The sequence below is a fragment of the Haloactinospora alba genome (assembly GCF_006717075.1).
Classification (GTDB): domain Bacteria; phylum Actinomycetota; class Actinomycetes; order Streptosporangiales; family Streptosporangiaceae; genus Haloactinospora; species Haloactinospora alba.
Window position 1 is genome coordinate 16,570 of the sequence record NZ_VFQC01000002.1, and the last position, 24,176, is coordinate 40,745.

Sequence of the window (24,176 nt, forward strand, 5' to 3'; positions counted from 1 at the left end):
CCGATATCGGACAGGTGATACTTTTCTACAGCGCGGCGGAACAAAGTATGTTATGCACAAAAATGCCGCTCTGTTCGGGTACAGAGCGGCATCTCGGTCGGTCGGTGAGCCCCCGCGGGGGAACGGCGGTCAGCCCCCCACGAGGTTGAGTCCCATGACCCCCGCGACGATCAGGCCGAGGCAGGCCAACCGCCCGCGGGACGCGGACTCCCCCAGGGCGACCATGCCGGTGACGGCGACGCCCACGGTGCCGATACCCACCCACACCGCGTACGCGGTGCCCACCGGAAGACTCTTCAACGCATACGACAGCATCCCGAGACTGACCATGGCCACCCCCACACCGAGAACCGACCACCCCAACCGGGTAAGCCCGTCCGCCTTCTTCAGCGCGAGTGACCACACGATCTCCAGAAGCCCCGCAACGACAAGAATGACCCAGGCCACAGGAACCGTCCTCAGCTACGCGGTACGGCCGGCGTATCGTCGGCCTGTTGTTGCGGACTCGATTCGAGGTTGAGCCCCATCACCCCGGCGACGATCAGACCGAGGAAGACCATCCGGGGCCAGGTGACGGGCTCCCCCAGGGCGACCATGCCGACACCTGCGACACCCACGGTGCCGATACCCACCCACACCGCGTACGCGGTGCCCACCGGAAGACTCTTCAACGCATACGACAGCATCCCGAGACTGACCATGGCCACCCCCACACCGAGAACCGACCACCCCAACCGGGTAAGCCCGTCCGCCTCCTTCAGCGCGAGTGACCACACGATCTCCAGAAGCCCCGCAACGACAAGAATGACCCAGGCCAGAACCATTGGCTGTCCCCCGTTGTGTGCTGTCACCGGTGCTCCCCCACCCGAGGGAGCGCGTGCTGGCGCGGTCCGGTCACGCGGTGACGCCGCCGTCCACGGTGACCGACGTCCCCGTGATGTAGCTCCCCGACGGACCCGCGAGGTGGGCCACCGTGGCCGCGATGTCCTCGGTGCTGCCGTACCGGCCGAGCGAGGTCAGGGCGCGCTCCTCGTCCGCCCCCTCGCCGTCCGCCGGGTTCATCTCGGTGTCGACCGAACCGGGGTGCACGACGTTGGCGGTGATGCCCCGCGGGCCCAGGTCGCGTGACAGTCCCTTGGTGAAGCCGACCAGGGCGGACTTGCTCATCGAGTAGAGGCTGATCCCCGGTGCCGGCACCCGCTCCACCAGGCTGCTGCCGACACTGACCACCCGTCCCCCGTCGCGCATGTGCGGCACGGCGGCCTGGACCGCGACGAAGACGGCGCGGACGTGGATCGCCATGGTGTTCTCGTAGTCGTCGAGGGTGAACTCGCTGATGTCCCCGTAGGGGAAGATGCCGGCGTTGTTCACCAGGATGTCGATGCGTCCGAACTCCGACACGACCTGCTCCACCGCGGCGGTGACCGCGGCGGGCTCCGCGATGTCGGCGTGGATGGCCGCGCCCCGGCGGCCGGCCTGCTCGACCTTGGCGACGACGCCCTTGGCCCGCTCCGCCGAGGCGTTGTACGTCAGCGCGACGTCCGCGCCGTCCTGGGCGAGCCGCTGCGCGACCGCCGCGCCGATCCCCCTGCTTCCTCCGGTGACCAGGGCCACCTTCCCGTGCAGTGCGCTCATTCTCGTCTCCTTGTGCCACTGTTATTTATTCACCAATCGGTGCTTAATTGATAGCATCGGCCCCAGAGGGTGTCAAGGGAGAGCGAACGAGGAGCGCCATGCCAGCACGGGGACGGCCACGCGAGTTCGACAGGGGCGCAGCCCTGCGCGCGGCGATGGAACTCTTCTGGAAACGCGGGTACGAGGGAACGTCGCTCAGCGCGCTCACCGACGCCATGGGCATCACGCGCAAGAGCCTCTACGCCGCGTTCGACTCCAAGGAGGCGCTCTTCCGCGAGGCGGTCGAGCTGTACAACTCCGCAGACGGCGGCACCGCGAACGGTCCCCTCGACACCACCGCCACCGCCCGGGACGCGGTCGAGGGCATGCTGCGGGAGAACGCCGACGCCTACGTCGACCCGCACACCCCGCGGGGGTGCATGGTGGTGCTGGCCGGCCTCAACCTGACGGAAGCGCACGAGACCGTCGGCGAGCACCTCGCCGAGCTGCGGCGCCGGGACCACGAGGCGGTCCTCGCGCGGCTGGAGCGCGGCGTCGCCGAGGGCGACCTCCCCCAGGAAACGGACACGACGGCCCTCGCCTCCTACTACCTGACCGTGCTGCAGGGACTGTCGATCCAGGCTCGGGACGGGTGCACCCGCGCGACGGCGCACGCCGTCATCGACTGCGCGATGGCGGCGTGGGACGCGCTGGTCTCCCCCGAGCACCGGCCCTCGTCCACAACCACCCGGCCCGGTCCGCCACAACCTCCACCGAACAGGCCCTAAACCGACTCGATGCCGTACCGCTCCTCCGCCACGCGCATGGAGCGCGCGATCTCGGCCGGGGACTGCTCCGCCGCGGGCGCCTGCCCCCGCACCGCCTCCGTTCCCACCTCCAGGAAGAACTCCTCGAACCCGCTCGGCGAGAACAGCATCAGGATGCGCGCCGGCCGGTCGGAGACGTTGGTGAACCGGTGCGCGGAACCGCGGGGCAGCAGCAGGAAGCACCCCGCCTCCGCGGTGAACGCCCGGTCGGCGTCCACGATCTCCAGCGTCCCGTCGAGGAGGTAGAACATCTCGTCCTCGTTGTGGTGGATGTGCAGCGGCGGACCGTTCCCCGGCGGGATCTCGGCCTCCATCACCCCGAGAGCGCCCCGGGTGTCCCCGGTCCCGGCCTTCAGGGTGTAGCGGTCCCCGCCGAAAGCCCACACGCTCGGCCCCGCGCCCGGCGCGACGTACATCGCCCGGTCGCGACCGTCTCGGTCGGACGTTCCCAACTCGTTCCTCCTCCGCCTCGGCCGCCCCTGCGGCGGCTGCCCGCGGCCATGCTCCCCGCCGGCCCCCCGCCCGACCATCCCGAGAACCAGCGATCCAAAGCACGGATCCGGGGGCGGTACGGAACGGGAGGACTCCCGTACCGCCCCCGGCCGCGTTCCCGCAGCGCGCGGCGGGACGCCGCGCCCCGCGGCACGGAGCGGCTCCCGGGGTTACCGCACGCACCGGAACCCAAACGTGCGGTCCGAATCTGGCGTGAACACGCCATACCTCCCCGCTCTCCCCAGCCGCCACGATGAGCAGCACGCCCCGGAGGCGCCACGCCCCGTCCCCCCGGCGCCCCGCGGGGCCAGTGACACGTGAGACACCCCTGCCCCGGCGGGCAGGGCACACCCGGAAGGTTGCCGATGACCACACCCTCGCCGCGACCGGAGCACGACGCGCCGGCGGTCCCCACCGTCCGCCGGGGGGACCTGCGCTACCCGGGACTGACCCGCGGGCAGAACCAGCGTTGGGTCAGCCGCCCCGACCACGTCCACCTCCCCACCACCACCGGGGAGGTGGTGGCCGCGGTCGGCCACGCGGTCCGCAACGGCTCCCGGCTCACCGTGCGAAGCGGCGGCCACTGTTACGAGGAGTTCGTCGACCGGCCCGACGTCGACGTCATCGTCGACATGACGCAGATGAACGCCGTCACCTACGACGAGGACCGCGAGGCGTTCATGGTCGAGGCCGGCGCGTCCCTCGGGGACGTCTACGACACCCTGCTGAAACGCTGGGGGGTGACCCTTCCCGGCGGCTCCTGCTACCCGGTCTGCGCCGGCGGCCACGTGCCCGGCGGCGGGTACGGTGCGCTCAGCAGGGAGCACGGCCTGATCAGTGACCACCTCCACGGCGTGGAGGTGGTGGTCGTCGACGGGGACGGAACCGCCCGGCCCGTGGTGGCCACTCGGGAGGAGGACGACCCCAACCGCGAACTGTGGTGGGCCCATACCGGCGGCGGGGGCGGCAACTTCGGCGTCGTCACCCGGTACTGGTTCCGCTCGCCGCGGGCCGAGTCCGGGTGTACGCCGGACGCCGCCCTCCCGGCCCCGCCCGCCAGCGTGTGGATCCACCGCTCCGAGTGGTCCTGGGACGACATGACCCGGGAGCGCTTCGGCGCGCTGCTGCGTAACTACGGCTCCTGGCTGGAGGAGAACAGCTTCCCGGAGAGCCCCTACACCGGCCTGTTCGCCCGGCTGGAACTCGCCCCCCAACCCGTGGGTTCCTTCCACCTGGTGGTGCAGATGGACGCGGACAGGCCCGACGCGGAGCGGCTGCTGGACGACTTCCGCGCCGCCGTCAACGAGGGGGTCGGGGTCGAGCCGACCGTCACCGAGCACCGGAAGCTCCCCTGGCTGCACGCCGCGGGGTGGCGCGGCATGTGGTTCAGCAGCCCCACGGAGCGCTACAAGTACAAGTCCAGCTACCACCGGCGCGGTTTCACGGAGTCGCAGATCGACGCGTTCTACACCCGACTCACCGACACGGAGTACGACCAGCCGCCCTTCGCGGTGTCGATCGCCTCCTTCGGAGGTCGGGTGAACGCGCTGGAACCCGCGGACACCGCCAACCCGCACCGCGACTCGGTGATGCTGCTGCTGTGGGGGACCACCTGGAACGACCCCGCCGAGGACGACACCCACCTGCGGTGGCACCAGGAGTTCTACCGCGCCGTGTACGCCGACACCGGAGGCGTTCCGGTACCCAACCGGGACACCGACGGCTGCTTCGTCAACTACTGCGACATCGACCTCAACGACCCGGAGCTGAACACCTCCGGCGTTCCCTGGTACCGGCTGTACTACAAGGAGAACTACCGGCGGTTGCAGGAGGCGAAAGGCACCTGGGACCCCGGGGACGTATTCCACCACGGCCAGTCCGTCGCGCTCCCGTGAGACCGGCACGGGTGTTCTCCCCACCCCGGCGGGGCGAACACCCGCCCGACGGTTCCCGGACGGTTCCTAGCGGGACGGTTCGAGACGCCACCCGGACAGCAGGGCGTCGACGTCGCGGATGCAGGAGCCGCAACCGGTGGTGGCCCGCGTCCGCTCGGCGACGGCCTCCCGGGTGCGGGCACCGTCCAACCAGGCCGCCTCGATCCGCTCCCGGGTGACGGCGTTGCACCGGCACACCAGCGGCGCGGCGCCCTCCTCCGGCTCCTCCCGCCCGGCGGGCCGCCCGTCGCGCAGCAGGGTGAGCCGGTCCTCGGGCACCGGCTCACCGGTGTCGTACAGGCGGGACACCTCCGGCACCGCCTCCGGGAACCCGAGGAGCACCGCTCCGGCCACCCGGCCCGCGCGCACCGCCAGCCTGGCGTACCTGCCCCCGTACGGATCGGAGACCGTCACCGTGTCAGTGGTGCCGGGGTCGGCGTTGGCCTCTCCCAGCGACGTCAGCTCGACCCCCTCGGCCTTGAGGCGCGTCACCGGGCGTGTGCCCGTGTAGCGGGAGCCGGGGGCGACCCCGGTGATCAGGTCCGCGAGTACCGCGGCCTGCTCCCACCCCGGCTGCACCAGGCCCGCCCCGCCGCCGGGGTGCTGGGCGCAGTCACCGACAGCATGCACGCGGGGCGCTGAGGTGGTCAGGGTGTCGTCGACGAGGACGCCGTGGTCGGTGGCGATCCCGGCGTCGGCGGCGAGTCCGGTGTTACCGCGCGTGCCGGCGGTCACGACGAGGAGGTCGCCCGCCAGCGTGCGGCCGTCATCCAGCTCCAGTCCGGAGCCGGGCCACCAGCGCACGGCGCCGCGGCCGGCGTGTATCGCCACGCCGATACGCGCGTAGGACGCGGTGAGGATACCGGCCGCCTCCGCGTCGACCTGCCGGGACATGATCCACGGCGCGGACTCCACCACCGACACCCGCATCCCCCGTTCGGCCAGGGCGCGCGCGGTTTCCAGCCCCAGCACTCCCCCGCCCAGTACCACCGCGGGCGCCCCGGGCCGGACCAGCGCCGCCACCCGGCGGCAGTCGGCCATGTCGCGCAGGGGGCTCACCCCCGCGGCGGGGGCGCCGTCCTCGCTGACGAGCCCGGCCACCGGCGGGAACGCGGCACGGGCGCCGGTGGCGAGCACCAGGTCGTCGTAGCCGACCCGGGTGCCGTCCTCCAACACGACGGCACGGTCCCCGAGGTCGAGGGAACGCACCGCCGCGCCGGTGCGCACGGTCGTCGCGGGGTGGCCGGGGCGCGGCAGCCGAACGTCGGCGGGGTCGTAGGTCCCGGCGACGATCCCCGGCAGCAGGACCCGGTTGTAGGCCGGCTCCTCCTCGGCCCCGAGCACGGTCAGGCGCACCCGCCTCCCCTCGGGATCACGGCGGGCGACCTCCTCGGCGAACCGCGCCCCGCTCATGCCGTTGCCGACGGTCACGACGTGACGCGCGGGTTGGTTCACGATCGCGTCCCTCCCTGGGTCCTGTTCGACGGGCGCTTGTCCTGCCACCCGCCGTCGCTCCGGTGCCGCGGCGGCGGTGTTCTCGTCAGTCGGCGGAGGGTCCGCTCCGCCCCCTTCCTCGGCATCGCCGGCGCGGCTTGCCGCGCCGGTCGTGACGCACAGCGTTCCACCGAGCAGGTCCTAGTCGTCGGGAACCGGGTCCAGCCGGACCGCTGTAGCCTTGAACCCGGGCATACGGCTGGTCGGGTCGAGCGCGGCGGAGCCGGTGAGGTTGTTCGCCGCCGCCTCACCGCCGTAGTGGAACGGGAGGAACACGGTGTCGCGGCGCGCCCCGGGGCGCAGCCGGACCCTGGCCAGCGCGGTGCCGACGGGCGACGTGACGCGGGCCCACTGCCCCTCACCCAGCCCGTTGCGCGCAGCGGTGTCGGGGTGCACCTCCACCCGCGCCTCGGGTTCGGCCTCGGCCAGTTCGGCCACCCGGCGGGTCTGCGCCCCGGACTGGTAGTGGCCCATGAGCCGGCCGGTCGTGGCGATCAGCGGGTAGTCACCCCCGGTTTCCGCCACCGGGTCCCGGTACTCCACCGGGGAGAAACGCGCGCGGCCGTCGGGGTGGGCGAACCGGTCGAGGAACAGTCGCGGTGTAGGAGGGGCGCCGCTGGGCACGGGCCAGTGCAGTTCCTCCCCGTCGGACAGCCGCTCGGGGGTGGCACCGGAGTAGTCGGCCGGCGCACCCGCCGTGGCGTCGCGCAGTTCGGCCAGGACCGTGTCCGGGTCGGAGGGGAAGCGGTGGGCGGGCTGCCCCAGGCGCTCGGCGATCCCCCGCAGGACCTCGAGGTCGCTGCGTACGCCCGCGGGTGGGAGGGTCGCGGCGCGGCGGCGCAGCACCCGGCCCTCGAGGCTGGTCATGGTGCCGTCCTCCTCCGCCCACTGGGTCACGGGAAGGACCACGTCGGCCAGGGCGGCGGTCTCCGACAGCACGAAGTCGGCCACGACCAGCAGGTCCAGCGCGGCGAGGCGTTCCCGGACGCGGGCGGAGTCCGGCGCGGACACGGCCGGGTTGGCGCCGAACAGCACCATCGCGCGCGAGCCGTGTTCCGTGCCCAGGGAGTTCAGCAGCTCGGTCGCGCTGGGTCCGGCTCCCGGAAGTGTCTGCGCGTCCACGCCCCACGCGTCGGCGACGCGCGCGCGGGCGTCGGGGTCGTCGATACGGCGGTAGCCGGGCAGCTGGTCGGCCTTCTGGCCGTGCTCCCGGCCGCCCTGGCCGTTGCCCTGCCCGGTGATGCAGCCGTAGCCCGAACCGGGCCGTCCCGGCAGGCCCAGCGCCAGCGCCAGGTTGATCCACGCCGAGGTGGAGTCGGTGCCGGTGACGTGCTGTTCTGTGCCGCGGCCGGTGAGGACGTAGGCGCGGGAGGCGGTGCCGAGCTGGTGCGCGACGGCGCGGATCTGACGGGCGGGAACCCCGGTGACGCGTTCGGTGCGTTCCGGCCACCACACGGTCGCCTGTTCCCATGCCCCGTCGAAGCCCGTGGTGCGGTCGGCGATGTAGTCCGTGTCCAGCATCCCCTGGCCGCGGGCCGTGTGCAGCAGTCCCAGCGCCAGCGCGAGGTCGGTCCCGGGGCGGGGGGCCACGTGGGTCCCGCCGTGTTCCAGGGCGTGCTCGGCGGTGGCGGTGCGGCGCGGGTCGACGACGACCAGCCGCGGTGCGGTGAGGTGGCCCATCATCGGCGGCATCGTCTCGGCCGGGTTCGCCCCGGCCAGCAGCACCGTGTCCGCCCCGCCGAGGTCGCTCAGTGGGAACGGCAAACCCCGGTCCAGACCGAACGCCCGCGTTCCGGCGGCGGCGGCCGAGGACATGCAGAACCGGCCGTTGTAGTCGATCCGGGAGGTGCCCAGCGCCAGCCGGGCGAACTTCCCCAACAGGTAGGCCTTCTCGTTGGTGAGCCCGCCGCCGCCGAACACCGCCACGGTGTCGTTCCCGTGCCGCTCCCGCAGCCGCAGGAGGCGACCGGCCACGTGGTCCAGGGCGGTGTCCCAGTCCACCTCGCGGAATCCGCCGCCGCGGCCCGTACGCAGCAGCGGCGCGGTGATCCGGTCCGGGGTGGACAGCAGTTCCGCGGACGTCCACCCCTTGCGGCACAGCCCGCCCCGGTTGGTGGGGAAGTCCGCGGGCCGCACGGTGAGCTTCCCGTCCGCCCCCGGTTCCAGGTGCATGGCGCACTGCAGCGCGCAGTAGGGGCAGTGCGTGGCGGTCATGGCGACACCGGCTTCCCGCGGCGGGCCGCCGGCGGCACGGCGCCCGCCGGCGGCGGTGTCGCGGGGGGCGGGCCGGGCGGGTACGCCGCCCCCGGCCCCACGCGCAACGACATTGCGGACCACCTCCAGACGGGTTCCGCGCCGGGTGCCGGGCGCCGGTGTCCGCCGTCCGGCGCCCGTGTTCCTACCATCCGTCCCGACCGTCGGCCGGGGGCCATATCCCGTGGCGCGGGCGCCATCCCAACTCCCGCAGCACCGCGCCGCTGTCGACACGCTGCGACGGCAGGTCCGGTGCCGCGTCCCGGTCGTGTTCCGGCGGCGGGCACCCTGTGCGCCGGGCCAGTTCGGTGAGGTACTCACCCGTGGTCACGGGCGTGTCGGAGACGTTGAGGACGCGGCCCGCCGCATCCCCTTCCAGCGCCGCGAGCACGGCCCTGGCGTAGTCGGCGACATGGACCATCGAGACGTAGGATCCCCCGTCCCCGGGAATGCGCATCTCCCCCCGCGCCAGCAGCTCCCGCTGGGTATCCTGCACGGTCCCCGAACCGGCGAACCGGGAGCCGCGCAGCACGGTCCACGCCAGCTCGGAGGGGGAGACAGCGCCCAGGGTGGACTCCAGCTCGGCGACGGGCCCCACCACGGCCCGCCGGGCGGGGTCCGGGTCGAGGGGGGTGTCCTCGGTCAGCCACGTGTCGCCCCCGTCGGGATAGGCCATCGTGATGCTCATCTGCACCAGGCGACGGACTCCCGCCGCCCGCGCCGCCGTGACGAGGCGGGACGTGCCCTCGCCGCGGATGCGGGAGGTCTCCCGCCACGCCCCGGGAGCCGCGGGGTTCCGGGGCATGCTCGTCGCGAGGTTGACCACGGCGTCGTCGCCCGCGATCAGCTCCTCCAGCCGGATGTGGTCGTCCAGCAGGCCACCGCGTACCCGTGCCACCTCCGGCGGCAGTGCCTCCAGCCGGTCGGGGGCCAGCACCGTGACCCGGTGCCCGCGCTCCACCAGCATCGGCACCAGCGCGCCTCCCAGTACTCCGGTCGCTCCCACCGCGAATACCCGCATACCCGCCTTCCTCGCTCGTCGTGTTCCGTCCGTCCGGAACCCGGTCACGTCCCGGAACGCAGCGCCGCCCCCGCGCGCGCCACGAACTCCGGGAACCGGCACGGTTCGCGACCGGTGATCCGGCGCACCTCGGAGCTGACCCGCTCCGCCTCGCCGGCGCGGATGGTGCCGTACAGGCCCAGCCGGGCCTCGATCGCCCACTCCGGCACCCCGGCGGCGCGCATGTTGGCCGCGCTCACCTGGGGGTCGACGTCGACGTAGCGGACCTCCCCGCCCGTCCCGTCCGACAGGTGCGCGGCGATCTCCGCGTAGCTCAACGCCTCCGGACCGGTGAGTTCCACCTCCCCGTCCACACGCTCCGGTTCGAGCAGCGCGTGAACGGCCACCGCGGCGATGTCGCGGGCGTCGATCATGCTGACCCTCGCCCCGCCCATGGGCAGTTCGATCGTCCCCCGACGCGCGATCGAGGCCCGCCACTGCAGGGCGTTCTGCATGAAGGCGTTGGGGCGCAGGCTCGCGTGGGACAGGCCGGAGGCGCGCAGCGCCCGCTCCGCGCGTCCGTGCTCACGGTGCACGGACACGGTGGAGGAGGGGTCGGCACCGAGCGCGGAGATCTTCACGACCCGTTCGACGCCCGCCGCCTTCGCCGCGCCGACCAGTTCGGCCTGCCAGTGGCCCTGGCCGGGCGCCAGCGGGGTCAGCAGGAGGAGCGCCCGCGACCCGCGCAGCGCGTGTCGCACCGCCCCGGTGTCGCCGAGGTCCGCGGGGACCCGCTGGGCTCCGGCCGGTACGGCGGCCTCGGAGGAGGGGCGGGTCACGAGGCGGGGCCGGTGCCCCAGCGAGGCCAGCTCCGCGGCGACGGCGGCGCCGACCGTTCCCGTGGCGCCGGTCACCGTGATCTCTCCCGGCCCCCACGGGCCGGTTCCGGGTGCCAGTGTCGTGTCGCTCATGCCGGCTCCAGCGCCCGTTCGGTGACACGCGCGAGTTCGTCGGGGAGCCGGTCCTCCTGGGCGGAGTCGGCGAGCAGCTCTCCCAGGACCGGGGCCAGCTTGAACAGGTTGTGGCCGGTGACCGCCGTGACACCGGGAGTGTGCCAGGCTCCCAGCGCGTCGCTCCCGCCGGGGAGTTTGCTCATCACGCACACCCGGATGCCGACGGGTTCGGGGACGAGTCCCGGAAGGGCGCGCTCGACATAGGCGGAGAGGCGGCGCACGTGGGCCTCCATCTCGGTTCCGGTGGGAAGCCCGTTGTTGATGTCGACGTCGACGCCGTTGCCGATGAGGCCCACCACGTAACGCCCCGTCGTGCCGATCGGGGAACCGTAGACGGTCTCCCCGAAGGCTCCGGAGCGGTCCACCCAGCAGGGCAGGGGAGTCCGTTGGAACTGGTCCCGCACCGGGTAGTGGGGGCGGGCGTGCAACGCGCAGTCCAGCGGTATCCCGATACCGGCCCCCGCCGCCAGCCTCGGGGTGTGCGTCCCGGCGCAGATCAGGACGTGCCGGGCACGGTAGATGCCGTCCGCGGTCTGCAGCTCCACACCGTCGCCGTCCTCGGGTACCGAGACCCCGTGCACGTCCTGGGGGGTGATCCGGTCGCCCACCCACTCGCTCAGCGCGTCGATGGTGTTGCGGGCCCGGATCGCGCCGGAGCCCGGATCCACCAGCAGCGGCCCCGACACGGGGGCGAGCGGCCCGAAGACGTCCCCGGCCCTCTCCCCGTCCGTCCATTCGTGCCGGACCCCCTGCAGCCGCATCCCCTCGGCGTCGCTGTCGTCCATGCCCGCGTACACCGTGCCCTCCGGGCCGATGAGGACGCGGCCGGAGCGTTTCTCCCACGTGCGCCAGTGCTCCAGTGACTCCGCCGCGAGCCGGACCACGTCCGGGTCGTCGTGCCGGTGCCGGAACGTGCGGGTCAGTCCGCCGGACTGCCCCTGGCCCGGCTGGCGCCCGTCGAAGCACACCACGTCCGCGCCGCGACGCGCCAACGCGTCGGCCGCGGCCAGGCCGAGCACTCCGGCTCCGATCACGGCGATGTCGAGGCGGTGTCGGAATCCCGTCATATGTCGTCCCCCATTCCGGTCCCCGGCCCTCCATGAGCCGGGGACACCTCATGGCTCCATCCCACGCCCGCGCGGTTGCGGCAGCGGATCCCGGACCGGGTCCGGGGCGTGCCGTGTCACCACAGCCGGCCGTTGACGGGTCCAAGTGTGCGCCGCGCGGTCCGCGGCGCACGTCCCGTGTTCGCGCGATGTTGTGCCGTAGCGGACCGGCGGCCCGCTGCGGGGGGACGACGGGGAGCGGGGGAACGGCGCATCCCGCGATTCCGGGGTCCGGGGGTTCCGGCCGCCGGGTGGGCCCTAGGTACGGGGTGCGGGAGCGGTGGCCTCGAGGGAGTCCACGAGCGTGTCCAGTCCGGCCTCGATCCGTTCGACGCTCATCGAGCAGGCGTCGAGCTGGTGCGTGATGAGCGTCGCCGTGAGCGGGGCGAGCAGGGCGTCGGCCATGTAGTGGCTGTCCAGGTCCGGGCGGGCCTCCCGGAGCAGGCCGGCCACGTGGGCGTGGTGCACGCCGTAGGCGCCCGCGGTGAAACGCGCCCGGGCGCTGTTGCTCTCCGCGCTCACCAGCAGGGCGCGTTGGCGCACGACCCGCCAAAGCAGCTCCCGCAGGAAACTGCGCAACCGGGGCATCGGTTCGGCCCCCGGTCCGAGCGGGGGCGGGCCGTGCAGGATCGACTCCTGCAGCGTCCGCTCCTCCGCGTCCAGGAGTGCGTACGTCAGTCCGGCCCGGTCACCGAAGCGCCGGTAGAGCGTACCCACGCCGACGCCGGCGGCGGCGGCGACCTCCTCCATCAGCAGACCGTCCGGACCGGCGGTGTCCAGGATGCGCGAGGCCGCGTCCAGGATCTTGCGCCGGTTGCGCGCGGCGTCCGCCCGTTCCGTTCCTCCGTGGCCGAGCACGGGCAGTTCGTTTCGGATCTCGGGTCCGTCCCCTCCGGTCTTTCCCACCGCGGGATCTCCTTTCGCGCGTCGGTGATCGCTACGGCCACCCCCGTTCTGACGGAAGCACCCCGGTGCGGCTCGGGTGGTCGCACGCTGTGCTGGCATTCCTCCCCTCATCAGAGATTAATCGGAAGTTCGTCCGCCTCGGCCTTGCCTCGGTTCCTCCGTGACGCTACTGTAAACGGAAGAGCTTCCGTTTGTAACCGTCCAACGCGCCGCGGGGTGCCCACCCCACAGCGGGCCAGGCCCGAACAGCGGATCCGCCCGGCCCTCGACCGTCACCAGAGGTCACAGGGCGTCCCCGGCCCACCACGAAAAGGAGCACCCCACATGCCCGACATCGGGATCATCGGAAGCGGAATCGCCGGACTCCACCTCGGCCTCTTCCTCCGACAGCACGACATCCCCGTCACGATCTACAGCGACCGGACTCCCGAGGACATCGGCGCCTCCCGGCTGCCGAACAGCGTCGCCCACCACCGTTCGACCCTCGAACGGGAACGGGCTCTGGGAGTCGAGCACTGGGACCCGCAGGAGTACGGGTACTTCGCCAACCACCACCACGTGAACGGACCGACCCCGCTGGAGTTCCGCGGCGACCTCCGCGGTCCCGCCCGTGCCCTCGACTACCGGATCTACCTCCCCCGGCTGATCGCGGACTTCCAGGAACGCGGCGGCACGTTCGACATCCGGGCGGTGAAACCGGAGACCATCGTCTCGCTCTCCGAACAGCACGACCTCATCGTCGTAGCGGCGGGCAAGGGCGAGATCGCCGGCATGTTCCCCAGGCGGGCCGACAGGAGCCCCTACGAGACGCCGCAGCGCCGCCTGTGCGTGGGGCTGTACCACGGGGTCTCCTACCCGGACCCGAAGGGCATGTCGTTGAGCGTCTCCCCCGGCCACGGGGAGCTGCTCGAACTTCCGTTGCACTCCTTCGAGGGCCCCGTGACCGCCCTGCTGTTCGAGGGGATACCCGGGGGCGACCTGGAACAGGTGTCCGGGATGGATCAGGCCTCGGACCCGACCGGGTTCGAGAAGACCGTCCTGGAGAAACTGGAGTCCCACTTCCCCCAGGTCCGGGAACGGGCCGACGCGGCGCGGTTCCACCTCACCCGGCCGGAGGACCTCCTGCAGGGGGGACTCACCCCCGTCGTGCGCGAGGACTACACCCGCCTGCCCAACGGCCGCTTCGCCCTGGCCCTGGGCGACATGCACACGGTCCTCGACCCGCTGGTCGGCCAGGGCGCCAACTCGGCGTCCTACTCGGCCTGGGTGACGGGCGAGACGATCCTCGAGGAACTCACGCTCGACGAGCGGTTCTGCCAGAAGGTCGCGCGCCGCCGCGCCGACCGCACCCTCTCCGCCGCGGCGTTCAGCAACTTCATGCTCCGGCGCGAGGCCGCACCGCACCTGATCGAGCTGTTCTCGGCCATGGACGGGGACCCCGAGCTGGCGGAGGAGTTCGTCGACCACTTCAACCGGCCGGAACGGATCTGGGACATCCTGTCCACCCCCCAGCGGACCCGGGCCTACCTCGCCGGCCAGGAGTGGAGGCAGTGATGGCACCCGCCACCGGGCACACGGCGAGCCCCGACATCGACACGCGGCTCTTCCGGCGGACGATGGGGCGCTTCGCCAGCGGCGTCACCGTCGTGGCCACCCACGGCGCGGAGGGGGTGCACGCGATGACGGCGAACGGTTTCCTGTCCGTGTCGCTGGATCCGCCGCTCGTCCTGGTCTCGCTGGGGCGCCGCACCCGCATGGCCGCCACGCTGGACGAGTCGGGCCACTACGGGGTCAGCGTCCTCGCGGAACACCAGGAGGCCTACTCCCGCCTCTTCGCGGGACAGCCCACCGTCGACGTGCGGCCGGAGTTCACCGAGGCCGACGGCATCCCCCTGCTCGGCGGGGCTCTCGCGCACGTCGGATGCCGCATCGCGGAACGGGTGGAGGCCGGTGACCACGTCCTGTACCTCGGCCGGGTCGAGTACCTCGACTCCGGGGAGGGCGACCCCCTCGTCTTCTACACGGGGGGCTACCGGGTCCTGCACGCGACCGCCAGCGACGAGATATTCACCCACTGAGACACGGACACGAAGGGAACACGACCCTGTGGCTACGTCACCTGCGGAACTCGGCAACACGATGGAACGGCTACTCACCCATGTCCGCGGAAACGTACTCCTGCCCGAGGACGACGGTTACGCGGCGGCGTGCTCGGGCCACAACACCACGGTGGAGCACCGGCCCAAGGTCGCGGTCGTCGCCGACAACCCCGGGGACGTGCGGGAGGCCGTGCGTTTCGCGCGGCACAACGGGCTTCCCGTGGCCGTGCGGGCGACCGGACACGGCCCCGCCGCACCCGCGGACGGGGCCGTCCTGGTCAACACCAGCCGCCTGAACGAGGTTCGGATCGACCCGCACGCCCGCACCGCGCGGGTCGAGGCGGGCGCGCGGTGGGAGCAGGTCATCACCGCCGCCGCCGAGTTCGGACTGGCTCCGCCGAGCGGATCGTCGGCGACCGTCGGCGCGGTCGGCTACACCCTGGGCGGCGGAATCGGCCCGCTGGGACGCTCCTACGGGTACGCCGCCGACCACGTCCACTCGCTGGAGCTCGTCACCGCGGACGGCGCCGCCCGCACCGCCTCCGCCGCGCAGAACCCCGACCTGTTCTGGGCCCTGCGGGGCGGCAAGGGCAACTTCGGGGTGGTGACGTCGATGACCATCAACCTGTTCCCCGTGTCCCGCCTCTACGGCGGCGGCCTGTTCTTCCCGGGGGAGGAGGCGGAGACGCTGCTGCGCACCTACCGGGAGTGGACGGCGACCCTGCCCGTCGAGATGGCCTCCGCCCTCGCTCTCGTCCGGTTCCCCGACGCCGAGGGGGTTCCCGACGAGATCCGGGGGAGGTTCGCGGTACACGCCCGCATCGCCTACCTCGGCACCGAGGAGGAGGGGAGGAAGCTGCTGGAGCCGATACGCCGGGCCGCCCCCCTCCTCATGGACACGGTGGCCGACATGCCGTTCACCTCGGTCGCCACGATCAACAACGACCCGACCACTCCGGGCCCCTACATCGAACGTTCCACGGTGCTGGACGACCTGACCCCGCCGGCGATCGAACGGGTGCTGTCCTGGGCCGGACCCGGCACCGACTGCCCCCTGGTCGCGGTGGAGCTGCGCCACCTCGGCGGCGCGCTGTCCCACGCGCCGGCCGGGGGCAACGCGGTCTCCAACCGGGACAGGGCGTTCACCGTCTTCGCCGTGGCCGTGCCCGAGCCGGACGGGGAGACCGTGCGGAACTACCAGGACGGGATGATCACCGACCTGGCTCCCTACGGTTCGGGCGGCCCCTTCCTGAGCTTCCTGTCCAGCAGCGAGACCGACACCGAACTGGTGCGCTCGGCCTACGACCCCTCGGTCTACCAACGGCTGGCGGAGGTCAAACGCACCCACGATCCGGACAACACGTTCCGGAAAACGCACAACATCCCGCCCGCCCGCTAGGTCCTGTTTTCGGACGCTGTTCGTCGCGAGCGGCGTCTCCGGTGCCGCCCGGCACGGCCGGCCAGGGAGGCGGAGCGGACCCTCCGCCGACCGGCGGGAACGCCGCCGGTCGGTGCGCCGGGGCGGCGCGCAGCAGGACAAGCGTCCGAAAACAGGACCCAGGCCCGACGGAACGACGCCACTCGGGGCGGGGCGCCGCTCCCCCCATGGCCTCCGGCCCCGTCCGGCGGCGAAGCCGGACCGCCCCGCCCCTTCCCCGACCACCACACGGCCCGACCACGGTCCACCACCGTTCCCTCGACCGCACCCCGCGAATTCCGAACGCTCCCGGTGTCGTCGCACTTCAGGAACGAAATTGCTCGTCAGTAGCCGTTCACATTCCCATTCCCGAGGGGACAGAACCCGGCACGTCCCTATCCAGCAAAAACGAAAATGTGATCCACATCATTCTCGCAGAGCTCGTTACGAACAGGTGTCTTGCCTAGTATCTGTAACGAATAGCGCGCGATTCCGGATGTTCCTCCCGCGCGAAAAATCTCCGCAAAGGCGCGAAACTCCAGCTTCCGGCCACACACGAGCGGAAGAAACCACGTCACACGACAATACCCCGTCCTCGCCTGAAATTAATTGAAATAAATATTTCACCAGAGGAACATATATGAGCGGAAATGCTCCCCCTATACCGTTGATCGGCAGGAACGGTGTCGCGGACGACCTGTTCGGGGCCGTGGCATCCCTGCGGGACGGAAAGGGGGGCTGCCTCGTCCTCGAGGGCCCACCCGGAATAGGGAAAACCCGCCTCCTCCAAGAGACCGAGTCCTACGCGCACCGGTGGTGCGTACCCGCCGTCTCGGGACGCGCCACCGAACTCGACCGCGTCATCCCGATGGCGACCCTGGGAAGTTTCCCCCTCGGCCGGAAGGCCTCACGCGGGCGGTCCACCGGAACGGACGGCCTGCAGATCGTGGAGAACATCAAGAAACGCCTGGCGACCTTCTCCCGCAACCGGCCGCTGCTGGTCACACTCGACGACGCCCAGTGGGCCGACGAGCTGACCTCCCTGGCGATACGCCTGTTGGTACCGGAACTGGCCGACCTCCCCGTGCTGTGGGTGTTCACGCGGCGGCCGGGCCGCGCCCAGGGCTACGCCCAGGAGTCCATCGACTGGCTGCTGGGCAACGGCGCACGCGCGATCCCCGTAACGCCGATGTCCGACCCGGACGTGACCCGACTGTGCACCCTACTCCTGGGAGCGGAACCGGACCGGAAACTGCTCGAACTGGCGCGCCGCAGCGGCGGGAACCCCTACCTCGCCGAACGCACCATGCGCTACCTGCGCGACAGCGACCTCATCCGGTTCACCGGAACCACGGCGACACTGAGCCGCGAGGAGCTCCCTCCCGAGTTCCTGCGCGGGGAGGACCACCTGCTGTACAACATCTCGGACGCCACCCGCTGGCTGCTCCAGGCCGGATCGGTCCTCGCCCGCCCCTTCAGCTCACACGAGATCGCCGGTCTCCTGGGCCAGTCCCCGGTGAGCGTACTCCCCGTGCTGGAGGAGGCGGTCGCCGCCGGGGCCCTCGTCGAACACGAGGGGGAATTCTCGTTCCGGCACGACCTGGTGCGCACCGCCATGTACAACGCCCTGGCCAGGCCCGTACGCGAGACCCTGCACCGGGAGGCGTTCGCGCTCACCCAACAGGCGGGGCGGCCGGTGGAGGAGAGCACGGTACACCTCCTGCACGGCGGTTTCGACGACACCGAACAGGCCCTCGTCGTGCTGTGGCACGCGGCCGCCCAGGCCGGACCGACCGCGCCGAACACCGCCGCCAACCTGATCCTGCACGCCCTGGAGTCCCTCGCCCCGCGCGACGCGCGGCGCCCCAGCCTGGCCGCGGAGGCCGTGCGGCTACTGGCGCTGGTGGGGCGGGTCGGCCAAGCCCAGTTCCTGGCGGAAAGCGCGCTGCGCAGCACGTGCACACCCGGTGAGGAGGGAAGCCTCCTCCTCGGCCTCGCCGAGGCCGCCTACATCCGGGGCAACCACACGGGGGTGGTCGAGTACACCGACCGGGCGCTGGCCATCGCCGACGTTCCGGTCACCACGCGCTCCCAGCTGGAGGCGATCCGCGCGTTCGGCCTGCTCGACCGGTGGGGAGGGACACGGCCGGTGCGGGACGCCGACCTGTCCGCCTCCCGAGCGATCGAGAGCGCCCGCGGCACCACCGAGTCCTCAGCCATGACGTGCGGCTACGCGGGACGCTGCATCGCCGCCCGGGAGACGGGAGACCTGGACACCGCCACGGACTTCGGGAGGCGGGCCGTACGCATCGCCGACGAGGACGGCGGGGAAGCGCGCCAGCGCCACCCCCGGATCTGGCTGGCCTCGGCACTGATCGCGGCGGACGAACTCGACGAGGCGGAACAGACCCTGCTCGTCGACCAGAAGGAAGCCAACCAGCTGGGGACCGCCTGGTCCCAGCCCCTCTGGCACTACCAGCGGGCGGCGTTGCGTCTCGCGCTCGGCCAGCTCGACGGCGCCGACGCCGAGGCCACCGTCGGCCTGCGGAAAGCGGAGCAGCTCACCGCGCCCGCCCAGAACATCAAGCTCCGGGGCGTCCTCGCCCGGGTCGCCCTGCACCGTGGGGATTTCCACGCCTGCCGCACGCACATCGAGGAGGCGCAACGGCTCGTCATCGAACGCAACGAACAGTCCCCCAGCGTCCTGGCCTGGACGAGCGCGCTCCTCGCCGACACCGAGAGCGACCCGCACGGGGCCCTTGCCGCGCTCTCGGGCTTCCTGCACGGTAACCAGCGGACGCGCCTCATCATCCAGGAACCGCAAGCCGTTCCCTACATCGTGGACCTCGCCGTGCGCGCCGGCGCGACGGACGAGTCCCGGGAGCTGGTGGCGGCGTCCCGCGCCCTCGCGGAGAAGAACCCCCGAACGGCGTTGCTCAACGCCACCTCCCGCCACGCGGAGGGAGTCCTGCGCGGCGACCTGGCGACGCTGCGGGCCGCGGTGCGGGAGTACGGGTCGAGCCCGCGGAGGCTGGCCGGCGCGCTGGCCATGGAGCACGTGGCCGCGGCCGAGGACGAGGCCGGCCAGCGCGAGGAGGCGGTCACGCTGACGGAGAGGGCCCTGGAGGGCTACACCGCCTGCGGCGCGCCCCGGGAGGCACAACGCGCCCGGCAGAGGCTCCGCGAGCTGGGTGCCGACCGACAGCCGCCGGAGGGCTCGTCCGGGACCGGTATCGGCTGGGCGGACCTCACGGCCGCGGAGCTCCGGGTCGCCCGGCTGGTCGCCCAGGGGTTCACCAACCGGGAGGTCGCCAAGGAGCTGTTCGTGTCACCGCACACCGTGGACAGCCACCTGCGGAAGAGTTTCAGCAAGCTGGGCGTGATCAGCCGGGTGGAGCTCACCCGCCACGTCCTCGCCAACGACACCCCCTCCGCGTCCGGCCCGCGGTGACTCCCGTCCCGCCGCTCCCGGGGTGCCGCGACGCCCCGGGACCACGGACGCGCCCGAACAACCCACCGCCTGCCCCACGAAACGAAACGACACGACAGGAGTGCCCATGACCGCGAACGACTCGTCCGCCGCCCCGTCGCCGATGCCGCTCATGCAGCTCGCCACGAGCTTCTGGTCGTTCAAGACGCTGGCGGCCGCCCACGAACTCGGACTGTTCTCCCACCTCTCGGGAACCGACGGCGTCACCAGCGAGGAACTGTCCCGACAGTGGCGGCTCCACCCCCGGCCCGTGGAGATGCTGCTCACCGGCTGCGCCTCCCTGGGGCTTCTGGAGAAGGTCGACGGCCGCTACCGCAACAGCGCCATGAGCGAGCACTACCTCGTCCCCGGCGGGGAACGCCACTTCGGCGGTCTCGTCTCGATGTTCGACCAGCGCCTGTACGCGGGGTGGGACCAGCTCACCCGGGCCGTACGGACGAACCGCCCCACCACCTGGGACCCGGACAAGGAACGTTCCCTGTTCGAGAGCGCCGACCCGCAACTGCTCGACATGTTCTGGGAGGCCATGCACGCCATGTCGAGCCTGACGGCCCGCACCCTGGGCGAGTCCGTCGACCTCGGCCGGTTCCGGAAACTGCTGGATGTCGGCGGTGGTTCCGGGGCCTTCGACATCGAACTGTGCCGTCAGTACCCCCAGCTGCGGGCGAGCGTCTACGACCTGGACTTCGTCACCGACATGGCGAAGAGGTACGTGGCCGAGACGGATGTCGCGGACCGGGTCGCGGCGGCCCCGGGCGACTTCTTCGCGGACGGGGAGTTCCCCGGCGGGCACGACCTGCACCTGTTCTCCATGGTGATGCACGACTGGACCGAGGAACGCAACCGTGAGCTGCTGCGCAAGTCCTTCGCGTCGCTGGAGAGCGGCGGTGCGGTCCTGCTGTGCGAACTCCTCGTCAACGACGAGAAGACGGGTCCGGCCCCCGCGGCTCTGATGAGCCTGAACAAGCTGGTCGAGACCGAGGGGCGCAACTACACCAGCGCCGAGTACTTCGACTGGCTCACCGACGCCGGCTTCCGCGATCCCCGCGTGGAGTACTTCGACGCCGTCGGCGCGAACGGGGTGGTCATCGCCCGCAAACCGTGACCCCGGCCGGGGAGGACACACGCCGGGGGCCGGGCAACGCCCGGCCCCCGGCTGCTGTGCTGCTCCGTCCCTAACCGCGCCCGGGACGCGGGGTGCGGGAACGTGTCACTGCGCGCCCCGGAGGAACCGCGCGGCGACCTCTGCCACCCGGGTCCCCTGGTAGTTGGCCACGGCCAGCTCCTCCTTGCTGGGGTTCTTCTCCCGGTGGGTGCTGCTCGCCCCGTAGGGGTTGCCGCCGGCCGCCGAGACCGCCTCGTTCGTGTAGCCGAGGGGGACGATGATGGACCCCCAGTGCATGAACACGTGGTACATGCTCGTGATCGTGGTCTCCTGCCCGCCGTGGGCCTCGTCGGAGCTGGTGAAACCGCTGACGATCTTGTCCGCGAGCTTGCCCTCGAACCAGAGGCCGCCGGTTGTGTCCAGGAACTGCTTCAGCTGGGACGAGATGTTGCCGTAGCGGGTGGGCGAGCCGAACACGTAGGCGTCGGCCCACAGCAGGTCGTCCAGCTCGGCCTCGGGGATGTGCGTGGTGGCCTGCTGGTGTTCGTACCAGTCCGGCTCGTTCTCGATCACGCTCTGGGGGGCCAACTCCTGCGCGCGGCGCAGCCGCACCTCGGCCCCGGCCTGCCGCGCACCGTCCTCGACCTCGCGCGCGAGCTGGTGGACGTGCCCGGTCGAGCTGTAGTAGATGACCGCGACTTTCACTGACATGGGAACTCCTCGCCGTAACCGGCTCGAATCCGAGCCGTCGTTTCGCAGGGGTGGACGGGTTGTCCGGAGGGTCTCCGACCTCCGGCGGGTGCGCGCCGGCGGCTAACCGAGCGCGCGGGGAAGGAGGGAGTCGTAGATCTCCGGGGTGTCCCGGTCGATCACCGGGAACCCGACACCGACGCCGCCCTCCCAGTGCAGTTCGATCCCGGGGTTGTGCACCGGGGGGCCACCGTCCGGGAAGAAGAGGGTGGGGCTTCCCTGCACGGCCTCGCCCCGGCACAGCGGGACCTGTTCCTCGATGTAGGGCCGGGCCGTCCCGTGGACGAGCCCGTACCGGACCGCGTCCACGTCCAGCTCGCAGGAGCCGGCGACAGCGAGGACCTCGTGCCGCATCGCTATGTTCCGGCTCTCCCCGAAGAACGCGCGGCGGAGGGCGCGGTCGAAGCCCGAGCTCGCTTCGAGCCCCTGAGCCTTGGCGACCTCGACCGCTTCCATCGCCGGAACGGTGGTGACCGGATAGTCGTGCGCCGGCCCCTGCCACATCTGCCATCCCGCTTCCGGCTCCGTTCCGCCGGCGACCGGGGTCTCCGCGTCCAGGATCAGCTTGGGTGTGGCCATGTCGTTGATCAGTTCCAGGGGGAAGGGACGGATGTCGAACCGCACCGTCTCCTGCATGCCCAAGCGGTGACGCGCCGCGTACAGCCGGTGGAGCGCGACGTGCGCCCACGGACAGCCGAGGTCGCCGTACATGACGATGGTTCCCGGAGCCACGTCGACGGGTGCCATGGAAGCCTCCAACCTCACGTTCAACTCCACCGAGGGCACGCGCCCCCGCTCACCTCCAGAGCATAAACGGAAGAGATTCCGGATGCAATGCCCAGAGCTCCGCCCCTCGGACACGTCCCCCGTCACACAAACGTCGGGTGGCGGGAAGGGAGCTGGTTCCGCTCCCCTACCCGCCACCCGAACGCCGCGGTAGCCGAGCTACGGCTGAGGTCCTGCTTTTCGGACGCTTGCCCTGCTGCGCGTCGCCCCGGCACACCGCCCGGCGGCGTTCCCGCCGGTCGACGGAGGGTCCGCTCCGCCTCCCTGGCCGGCCGTGCCGGGCGGCACCGGAGACGCCGCTCGCGACGAACAGCGCCCAAAAAACAGGACCTAAGAGGGCTGCCCCTCGTAGATCGTGATCCGGTACCCGTCGGGGTCCTCGAAGATGAACTCGCGCCCGCAGGAGCCGTCACACAACGGCTTGACGATGGGCACGTCGTGCTCCGCGAGCTTCGCGGCGACCTTGTCCGGGTCCTCCGCCTTGATCCAGATCACCACGCCCCACGCGACCTTCGACACGGCGTCGAGATCGTCCGTAGCCTGGCGCAGAGCCACCTTGATCGGCTCGCTCCCCAGGACAGCGGCGTTGGGCACCTTCGTCGGGACCGTGTGGAAACCGACGATGTCCGTGTAGAACCGGCGGGACCGTTCGAGGTCCCGCACCTGCAGGGTGAGGAAGTCCGGACCGACCACGTTCACGTTCTCCGACATGCGAGCGTCTCCTTCGTGGTGTTGTGACAACAACGCGCGAACCGCTGGTCTCCACGCCACCGGCGGGAACCAGCTTCCTCCACCATGGCCGCCGTGACATCACGTCTTCGCGCGATTCCCGCACGAGCGGCCTCCGCGCCGGTCGGGGAACGCCGCAGAGGTCAGGGTTTGACCGCCACGCCGGCGTACTCGTCCACTGGCCAGACGGCGTCCGCCGAGGCCGGTTCGGGACGCCACAGCGGGCAGGACACGAGCCCCGGCTCCACCAGCTCCCAGCCGGCGAACAAGGCGGTGATCTCCTCGGGGGTGCGCACCGTGATGGCGGGGGTTCCCCGCTCGTTCCACACGCGCGCCACCTCGTGAGCGCGCTCCGGAGCGACCACGTCCGTGGGGTGCGAGATCACCAGGTAGCTCCCGGAGACGAGCTCTCCGGACAGGTGGTCGAGCACCCGGCGCGCCTCGTGGTCGTCGTCCAGGAAGTTGACCACCCCCAGCAGCATCAGCGCCACCGGTCGCGAAAGGTCCAGGGTGCGCGCGGCCTGTCGCAGCACCCGCCGCGGGTCGCGCAGGTCCGCGTCGACGTAGTCGGTGGCGCCCTCCCCACTGCTGGTGAGCAACGCCCGCGCGTGGGTGAGGACCAGCGGGTCGTTGTCCACGTAGACCACCCGGGACTCGGGGGCGAGCGCCTGGGCGACCTCGTGCGTATTGTCCGCGGTGGGCAGCCCGGTACCGATGTCCAGGAACCGGCGCACACCGGCCTCCGCCACGAGGTAGCGCACCGCGCGGCCCAGGAACGCCCGGTCCGCCCGGGCGTTGTCCACGATCTCGGGGTAGAGGTGCCGGATGCTGTCTCCCAGCTCCCGGTCGGCGGGATAATTCTCCTTCCCGCCGAGCCAGTGGTTCCACACGCGGGCGTTGTGCGCCACCTCCGGATCAACTCGGCCGGCGGCTCCGGTGTCGGGGGTGGGATCCTCCATCACAGCGTCCTTCCCGGTTCGAACGGCCTCCACGATGGCGCTGAGCCTAGGTCCTGTTTTTCGGACGCTTGTCCTGTTGCGCGCCGCCCCAGGACACCGCCCGGCGGCGTTCCCGCCGGTCGACGGAGGGTCCGCTCCGCCTCCCTGGCCGGCCGTGCCGGACGGCACCGGAGACGCCGCTCGCGACGAACAGCGCCCAAAA

21 protein-coding genes are annotated in these 24,176 nt (G+C 71.8%); 7 read left to right on the top strand and 14 right to left on the bottom strand.

From position 1 onward, the window contains the following. Positions 1–129: 129 nt before the first annotated feature. The 3 genes from FHX37_RS17665 to FHX37_RS17675 all read right to left on the bottom strand — a co-directional run bounded on the left by FHX37_RS17665 (position 130) and on the right by FHX37_RS17675 (position 1,635). A complete protein-coding gene (locus FHX37_RS17665; RefSeq protein WP_141925352.1) occupies positions 130–447 on the bottom strand; it encodes a DMT family transporter in 318 nt (105 codons plus the stop codon). Positions 448–458: 11 nt separating this feature from the next. Continuing rightward, on the bottom strand, positions 459–818 hold the full coding sequence (locus FHX37_RS17670) for a DMT family transporter (RefSeq protein ID WP_170181655.1): 360 nt from the start codon (positions 816–818) through the stop codon (positions 459–461). A 76-nt stretch (positions 819–894) separates the two neighbouring features. Continuing rightward, complete coding sequence (locus tag FHX37_RS17675) at positions 895–1,635, bottom strand: SDR family NAD(P)-dependent oxidoreductase (RefSeq protein WP_141925353.1); 741 nt, start codon at positions 1,633–1,635, stop codon at positions 895–897. Between the two features lie 98 nt (positions 1,636–1,733). Between FHX37_RS17675 and FHX37_RS17680 the strand changes: the two genes are divergently transcribed. Then, positions 1,734–2,402, top strand: a complete 669-nt coding sequence (locus tag FHX37_RS17680) for a TetR/AcrR family transcriptional regulator (protein WP_141925354.1) — start codon at positions 1,734–1,736, stop codon at positions 2,400–2,402. Here FHX37_RS17680 and FHX37_RS17685 read toward each other — a convergent pair. After that, on the bottom strand, positions 2,399–2,893 hold the full coding sequence (locus tag FHX37_RS17685; protein ID WP_170181629.1) for a cupin domain-containing protein: 495 nt from the start codon (positions 2,891–2,893) through the stop codon (positions 2,399–2,401). The genes FHX37_RS17680 and FHX37_RS17685 overlap by 4 nt on opposite strands. A gap of 405 nt (positions 2,894–3,298) precedes the next feature. On the opposite strand from FHX37_RS17685, the gene FHX37_RS17690 reads away from it, so the two are divergent. Further along, positions 3,299–4,828 carry an FAD-binding oxidoreductase gene (locus tag FHX37_RS17690; protein ID WP_141925356.1) on the top strand — a complete coding sequence of 510 codons (1,530 nt, stop codon included), beginning with the start codon at positions 3,299–3,301 and terminating at the stop codon, positions 4,826–4,828. Positions 4,829–4,894: 66 nt separating this feature from the next. Here the strand turns inward: FHX37_RS17690 and FHX37_RS17695 are convergent, their stop codons facing one another. The 6 genes from FHX37_RS17695 to FHX37_RS17720 form a co-directional block, all read right to left on the bottom strand. Continuing rightward, positions 4,895–6,322, bottom strand: a complete 1,428-nt coding sequence (locus tag FHX37_RS17695; RefSeq protein ID WP_141925357.1) for an FAD-dependent oxidoreductase — start codon at positions 6,320–6,322, stop codon at positions 4,895–4,897. Positions 6,323–6,502: 180 nt separating this feature from the next. Further along, positions 6,503–8,575 (bottom strand): molybdopterin oxidoreductase family protein, encoded by a 2,073-nt coding sequence (locus FHX37_RS17700; RefSeq protein ID WP_141925358.1) that lies wholly within the window; start codon positions 8,573–8,575, stop codon positions 6,503–6,505. A gap of 184 nt (positions 8,576–8,759) precedes the next feature. Beyond that, the gene (locus FHX37_RS17705; RefSeq protein WP_141925359.1) at positions 8,760–9,635 is read right to left on the bottom strand and encodes an NAD-dependent epimerase/dehydratase family protein; all 876 of its coding nucleotides are present in this window, start codon (positions 9,633–9,635) and stop codon (positions 8,760–8,762) included. Positions 9,636–9,679: 44 nt separating this feature from the next. Further along, positions 9,680–10,585: an NmrA family NAD(P)-binding protein gene (locus FHX37_RS17710; RefSeq protein ID WP_141925360.1), complete on the bottom strand. Its 906-nt coding sequence runs from the start codon at positions 10,583–10,585 to the stop codon at positions 9,680–9,682. After that, positions 10,582–11,694 (bottom strand): NAD(P)/FAD-dependent oxidoreductase, encoded by a 1,113-nt coding sequence (locus FHX37_RS17715; protein ID WP_141925361.1) that lies wholly within the window; start codon positions 11,692–11,694, stop codon positions 10,582–10,584. The genes FHX37_RS17710 and FHX37_RS17715 overlap by 4 nt, the downstream gene beginning before the upstream one ends. Positions 11,695–11,991: 297 nt before the next feature. Continuing rightward, positions 11,992–12,639: a TetR/AcrR family transcriptional regulator gene (locus FHX37_RS17720; RefSeq protein ID WP_246062422.1), complete on the bottom strand. Its 648-nt coding sequence runs from the start codon at positions 12,637–12,639 to the stop codon at positions 11,992–11,994. Between the two features lie 324 nt (positions 12,640–12,963). Between FHX37_RS17720 and FHX37_RS17725 the strand changes: the two genes are divergently transcribed. From FHX37_RS17725 to FHX37_RS17745, 5 genes are all read left to right on the top strand, one after another. Continuing rightward, positions 12,964–14,193, top strand: coding sequence for a styrene monooxygenase/indole monooxygenase family protein (locus FHX37_RS17725; RefSeq protein ID WP_141925363.1), 1,230 nt, complete (start codon positions 12,964–12,966; stop codon positions 14,191–14,193). Then, positions 14,193–14,717 (top strand): flavin reductase family protein, encoded by a 525-nt coding sequence (locus tag FHX37_RS17730; RefSeq protein ID WP_141925364.1) that lies wholly within the window; start codon positions 14,193–14,195, stop codon positions 14,715–14,717. The genes FHX37_RS17725 and FHX37_RS17730 overlap by 1 nt, the downstream gene beginning before the upstream one ends. Positions 14,718–14,745: 28 nt before the next feature. Next, positions 14,746–16,137, top strand: coding sequence for an FAD-binding oxidoreductase (locus tag FHX37_RS17735; protein ID WP_211351945.1), 1,392 nt, complete (start codon positions 14,746–14,748; stop codon positions 16,135–16,137). Positions 16,138–16,795: 658 nt separating this feature from the next. Beyond that, positions 16,796–19,606 carry a helix-turn-helix transcriptional regulator gene (locus FHX37_RS17740; protein ID WP_141925365.1) on the top strand — a complete coding sequence of 937 codons (2,811 nt, stop codon included), beginning with the start codon at positions 16,796–16,798 and terminating at the stop codon, positions 19,604–19,606. A gap of 106 nt (positions 19,607–19,712) precedes the next feature. Further along, positions 19,713–20,750 carry a methyltransferase gene (locus tag FHX37_RS17745; protein ID WP_211351946.1) on the top strand — a complete coding sequence of 346 codons (1,038 nt, stop codon included), beginning with the start codon at positions 19,713–19,715 and terminating at the stop codon, positions 20,748–20,750. A 105-nt stretch (positions 20,751–20,855) separates the two neighbouring features. Here FHX37_RS17745 and wrbA read toward each other — a convergent pair whose 3' ends face one another. The 4 genes from wrbA to FHX37_RS17765 all read right to left on the bottom strand — a co-directional run bounded on the left by wrbA (position 20,856) and on the right by FHX37_RS17765 (position 23,974). Next, a complete protein-coding gene (gene wrbA / locus FHX37_RS17750) occupies positions 20,856–21,461 on the bottom strand; it encodes an NAD(P)H:quinone oxidoreductase (RefSeq protein WP_141925366.1) in 606 nt (201 codons plus the stop codon). Between the two features lie 102 nt (positions 21,462–21,563). Beyond that, the gene (locus FHX37_RS17755; RefSeq protein WP_141925367.1) at positions 21,564–22,247 is read right to left on the bottom strand and encodes a DsbA family oxidoreductase; all 684 of its coding nucleotides are present in this window, start codon (positions 22,245–22,247) and stop codon (positions 21,564–21,566) included. Between the two features lie 369 nt (positions 22,248–22,616). Beyond that, positions 22,617–22,997, bottom strand: coding sequence for a VOC family protein (locus tag FHX37_RS17760; protein ID WP_141925368.1), 381 nt, complete (start codon positions 22,995–22,997; stop codon positions 22,617–22,619). Between the two features lie 161 nt (positions 22,998–23,158). Continuing rightward, positions 23,159–23,974: an SAM-dependent methyltransferase gene (locus FHX37_RS17765; protein ID WP_141925369.1), complete on the bottom strand. Its 816-nt coding sequence runs from the start codon at positions 23,972–23,974 to the stop codon at positions 23,159–23,161. Positions 23,975–24,176 lie beyond the last annotated feature (202 nt).

Bases quoted from the DNA above. Each gene is read 5' to 3' on its own strand.
- wrbA (WP_141925366.1), bottom strand. From the start codon at position 21,461: ATGTCAGTGAAAGTCGCGGTCATCTACTACAGCTCGACCGGGCACGTC.
- FHX37_RS17715 (WP_141925361.1), bottom strand. From the start codon at position 11,694: ATGACGGGATTCCGACACCGCCTCGACATCGCCGTGATCGGAGCCGGA.
- FHX37_RS17740 (WP_141925365.1), top strand. From the start codon at position 16,796: ATGAGCGGAAATGCTCCCCCTATACCGTTGATCGGCAGGAACGGTGTC.
- FHX37_RS17675 (WP_141925353.1), bottom strand. From the start codon at position 1,635: ATGAGCGCACTGCACGGGAAGGTGGCCCTGGTCACCGGAGGAAGCAGG.
- FHX37_RS17765 (WP_141925369.1), bottom strand. From the start codon at position 23,974: ATGGAGGATCCCACCCCCGACACCGGAGCCGCCGGCCGAGTTGATCCG.
- FHX37_RS17760 (WP_141925368.1), bottom strand. From the start codon at position 22,997: ATGTCGGAGAACGTGAACGTGGTCGGTCCGGACTTCCTCACCCTGCAG.
- FHX37_RS17745 (WP_211351946.1), top strand. From the start codon at position 19,713: ATGACCGCGAACGACTCGTCCGCCGCCCCGTCGCCGATGCCGCTCATG.
- FHX37_RS17680 (WP_141925354.1), top strand. From the start codon at position 1,734: ATGCCAGCACGGGGACGGCCACGCGAGTTCGACAGGGGCGCAGCCCTG.
- FHX37_RS17725 (WP_141925363.1), top strand. From the start codon at position 12,964: ATGCCCGACATCGGGATCATCGGAAGCGGAATCGCCGGACTCCACCTC.
- FHX37_RS17710 (WP_141925360.1), bottom strand. From the start codon at position 10,585: ATGAGCGACACGACACTGGCACCCGGAACCGGCCCGTGGGGGCCGGGA.
- FHX37_RS17705 (WP_141925359.1), bottom strand. From the start codon at position 9,635: ATGCGGGTATTCGCGGTGGGAGCGACCGGAGTACTGGGAGGCGCGCTG.
- FHX37_RS17690 (WP_141925356.1), top strand. From the start codon at position 3,299: ATGACCACACCCTCGCCGCGACCGGAGCACGACGCGCCGGCGGTCCCC.
- FHX37_RS17730 (WP_141925364.1), top strand. From the start codon at position 14,193: ATGGCACCCGCCACCGGGCACACGGCGAGCCCCGACATCGACACGCGG.
- FHX37_RS17755 (WP_141925367.1), bottom strand. From the start codon at position 22,247: ATGGCACCCGTCGACGTGGCTCCGGGAACCATCGTCATGTACGGCGAC.
- FHX37_RS17700 (WP_141925358.1), bottom strand. From the start codon at position 8,575: ATGACCGCCACGCACTGCCCCTACTGCGCGCTGCAGTGCGCCATGCAC.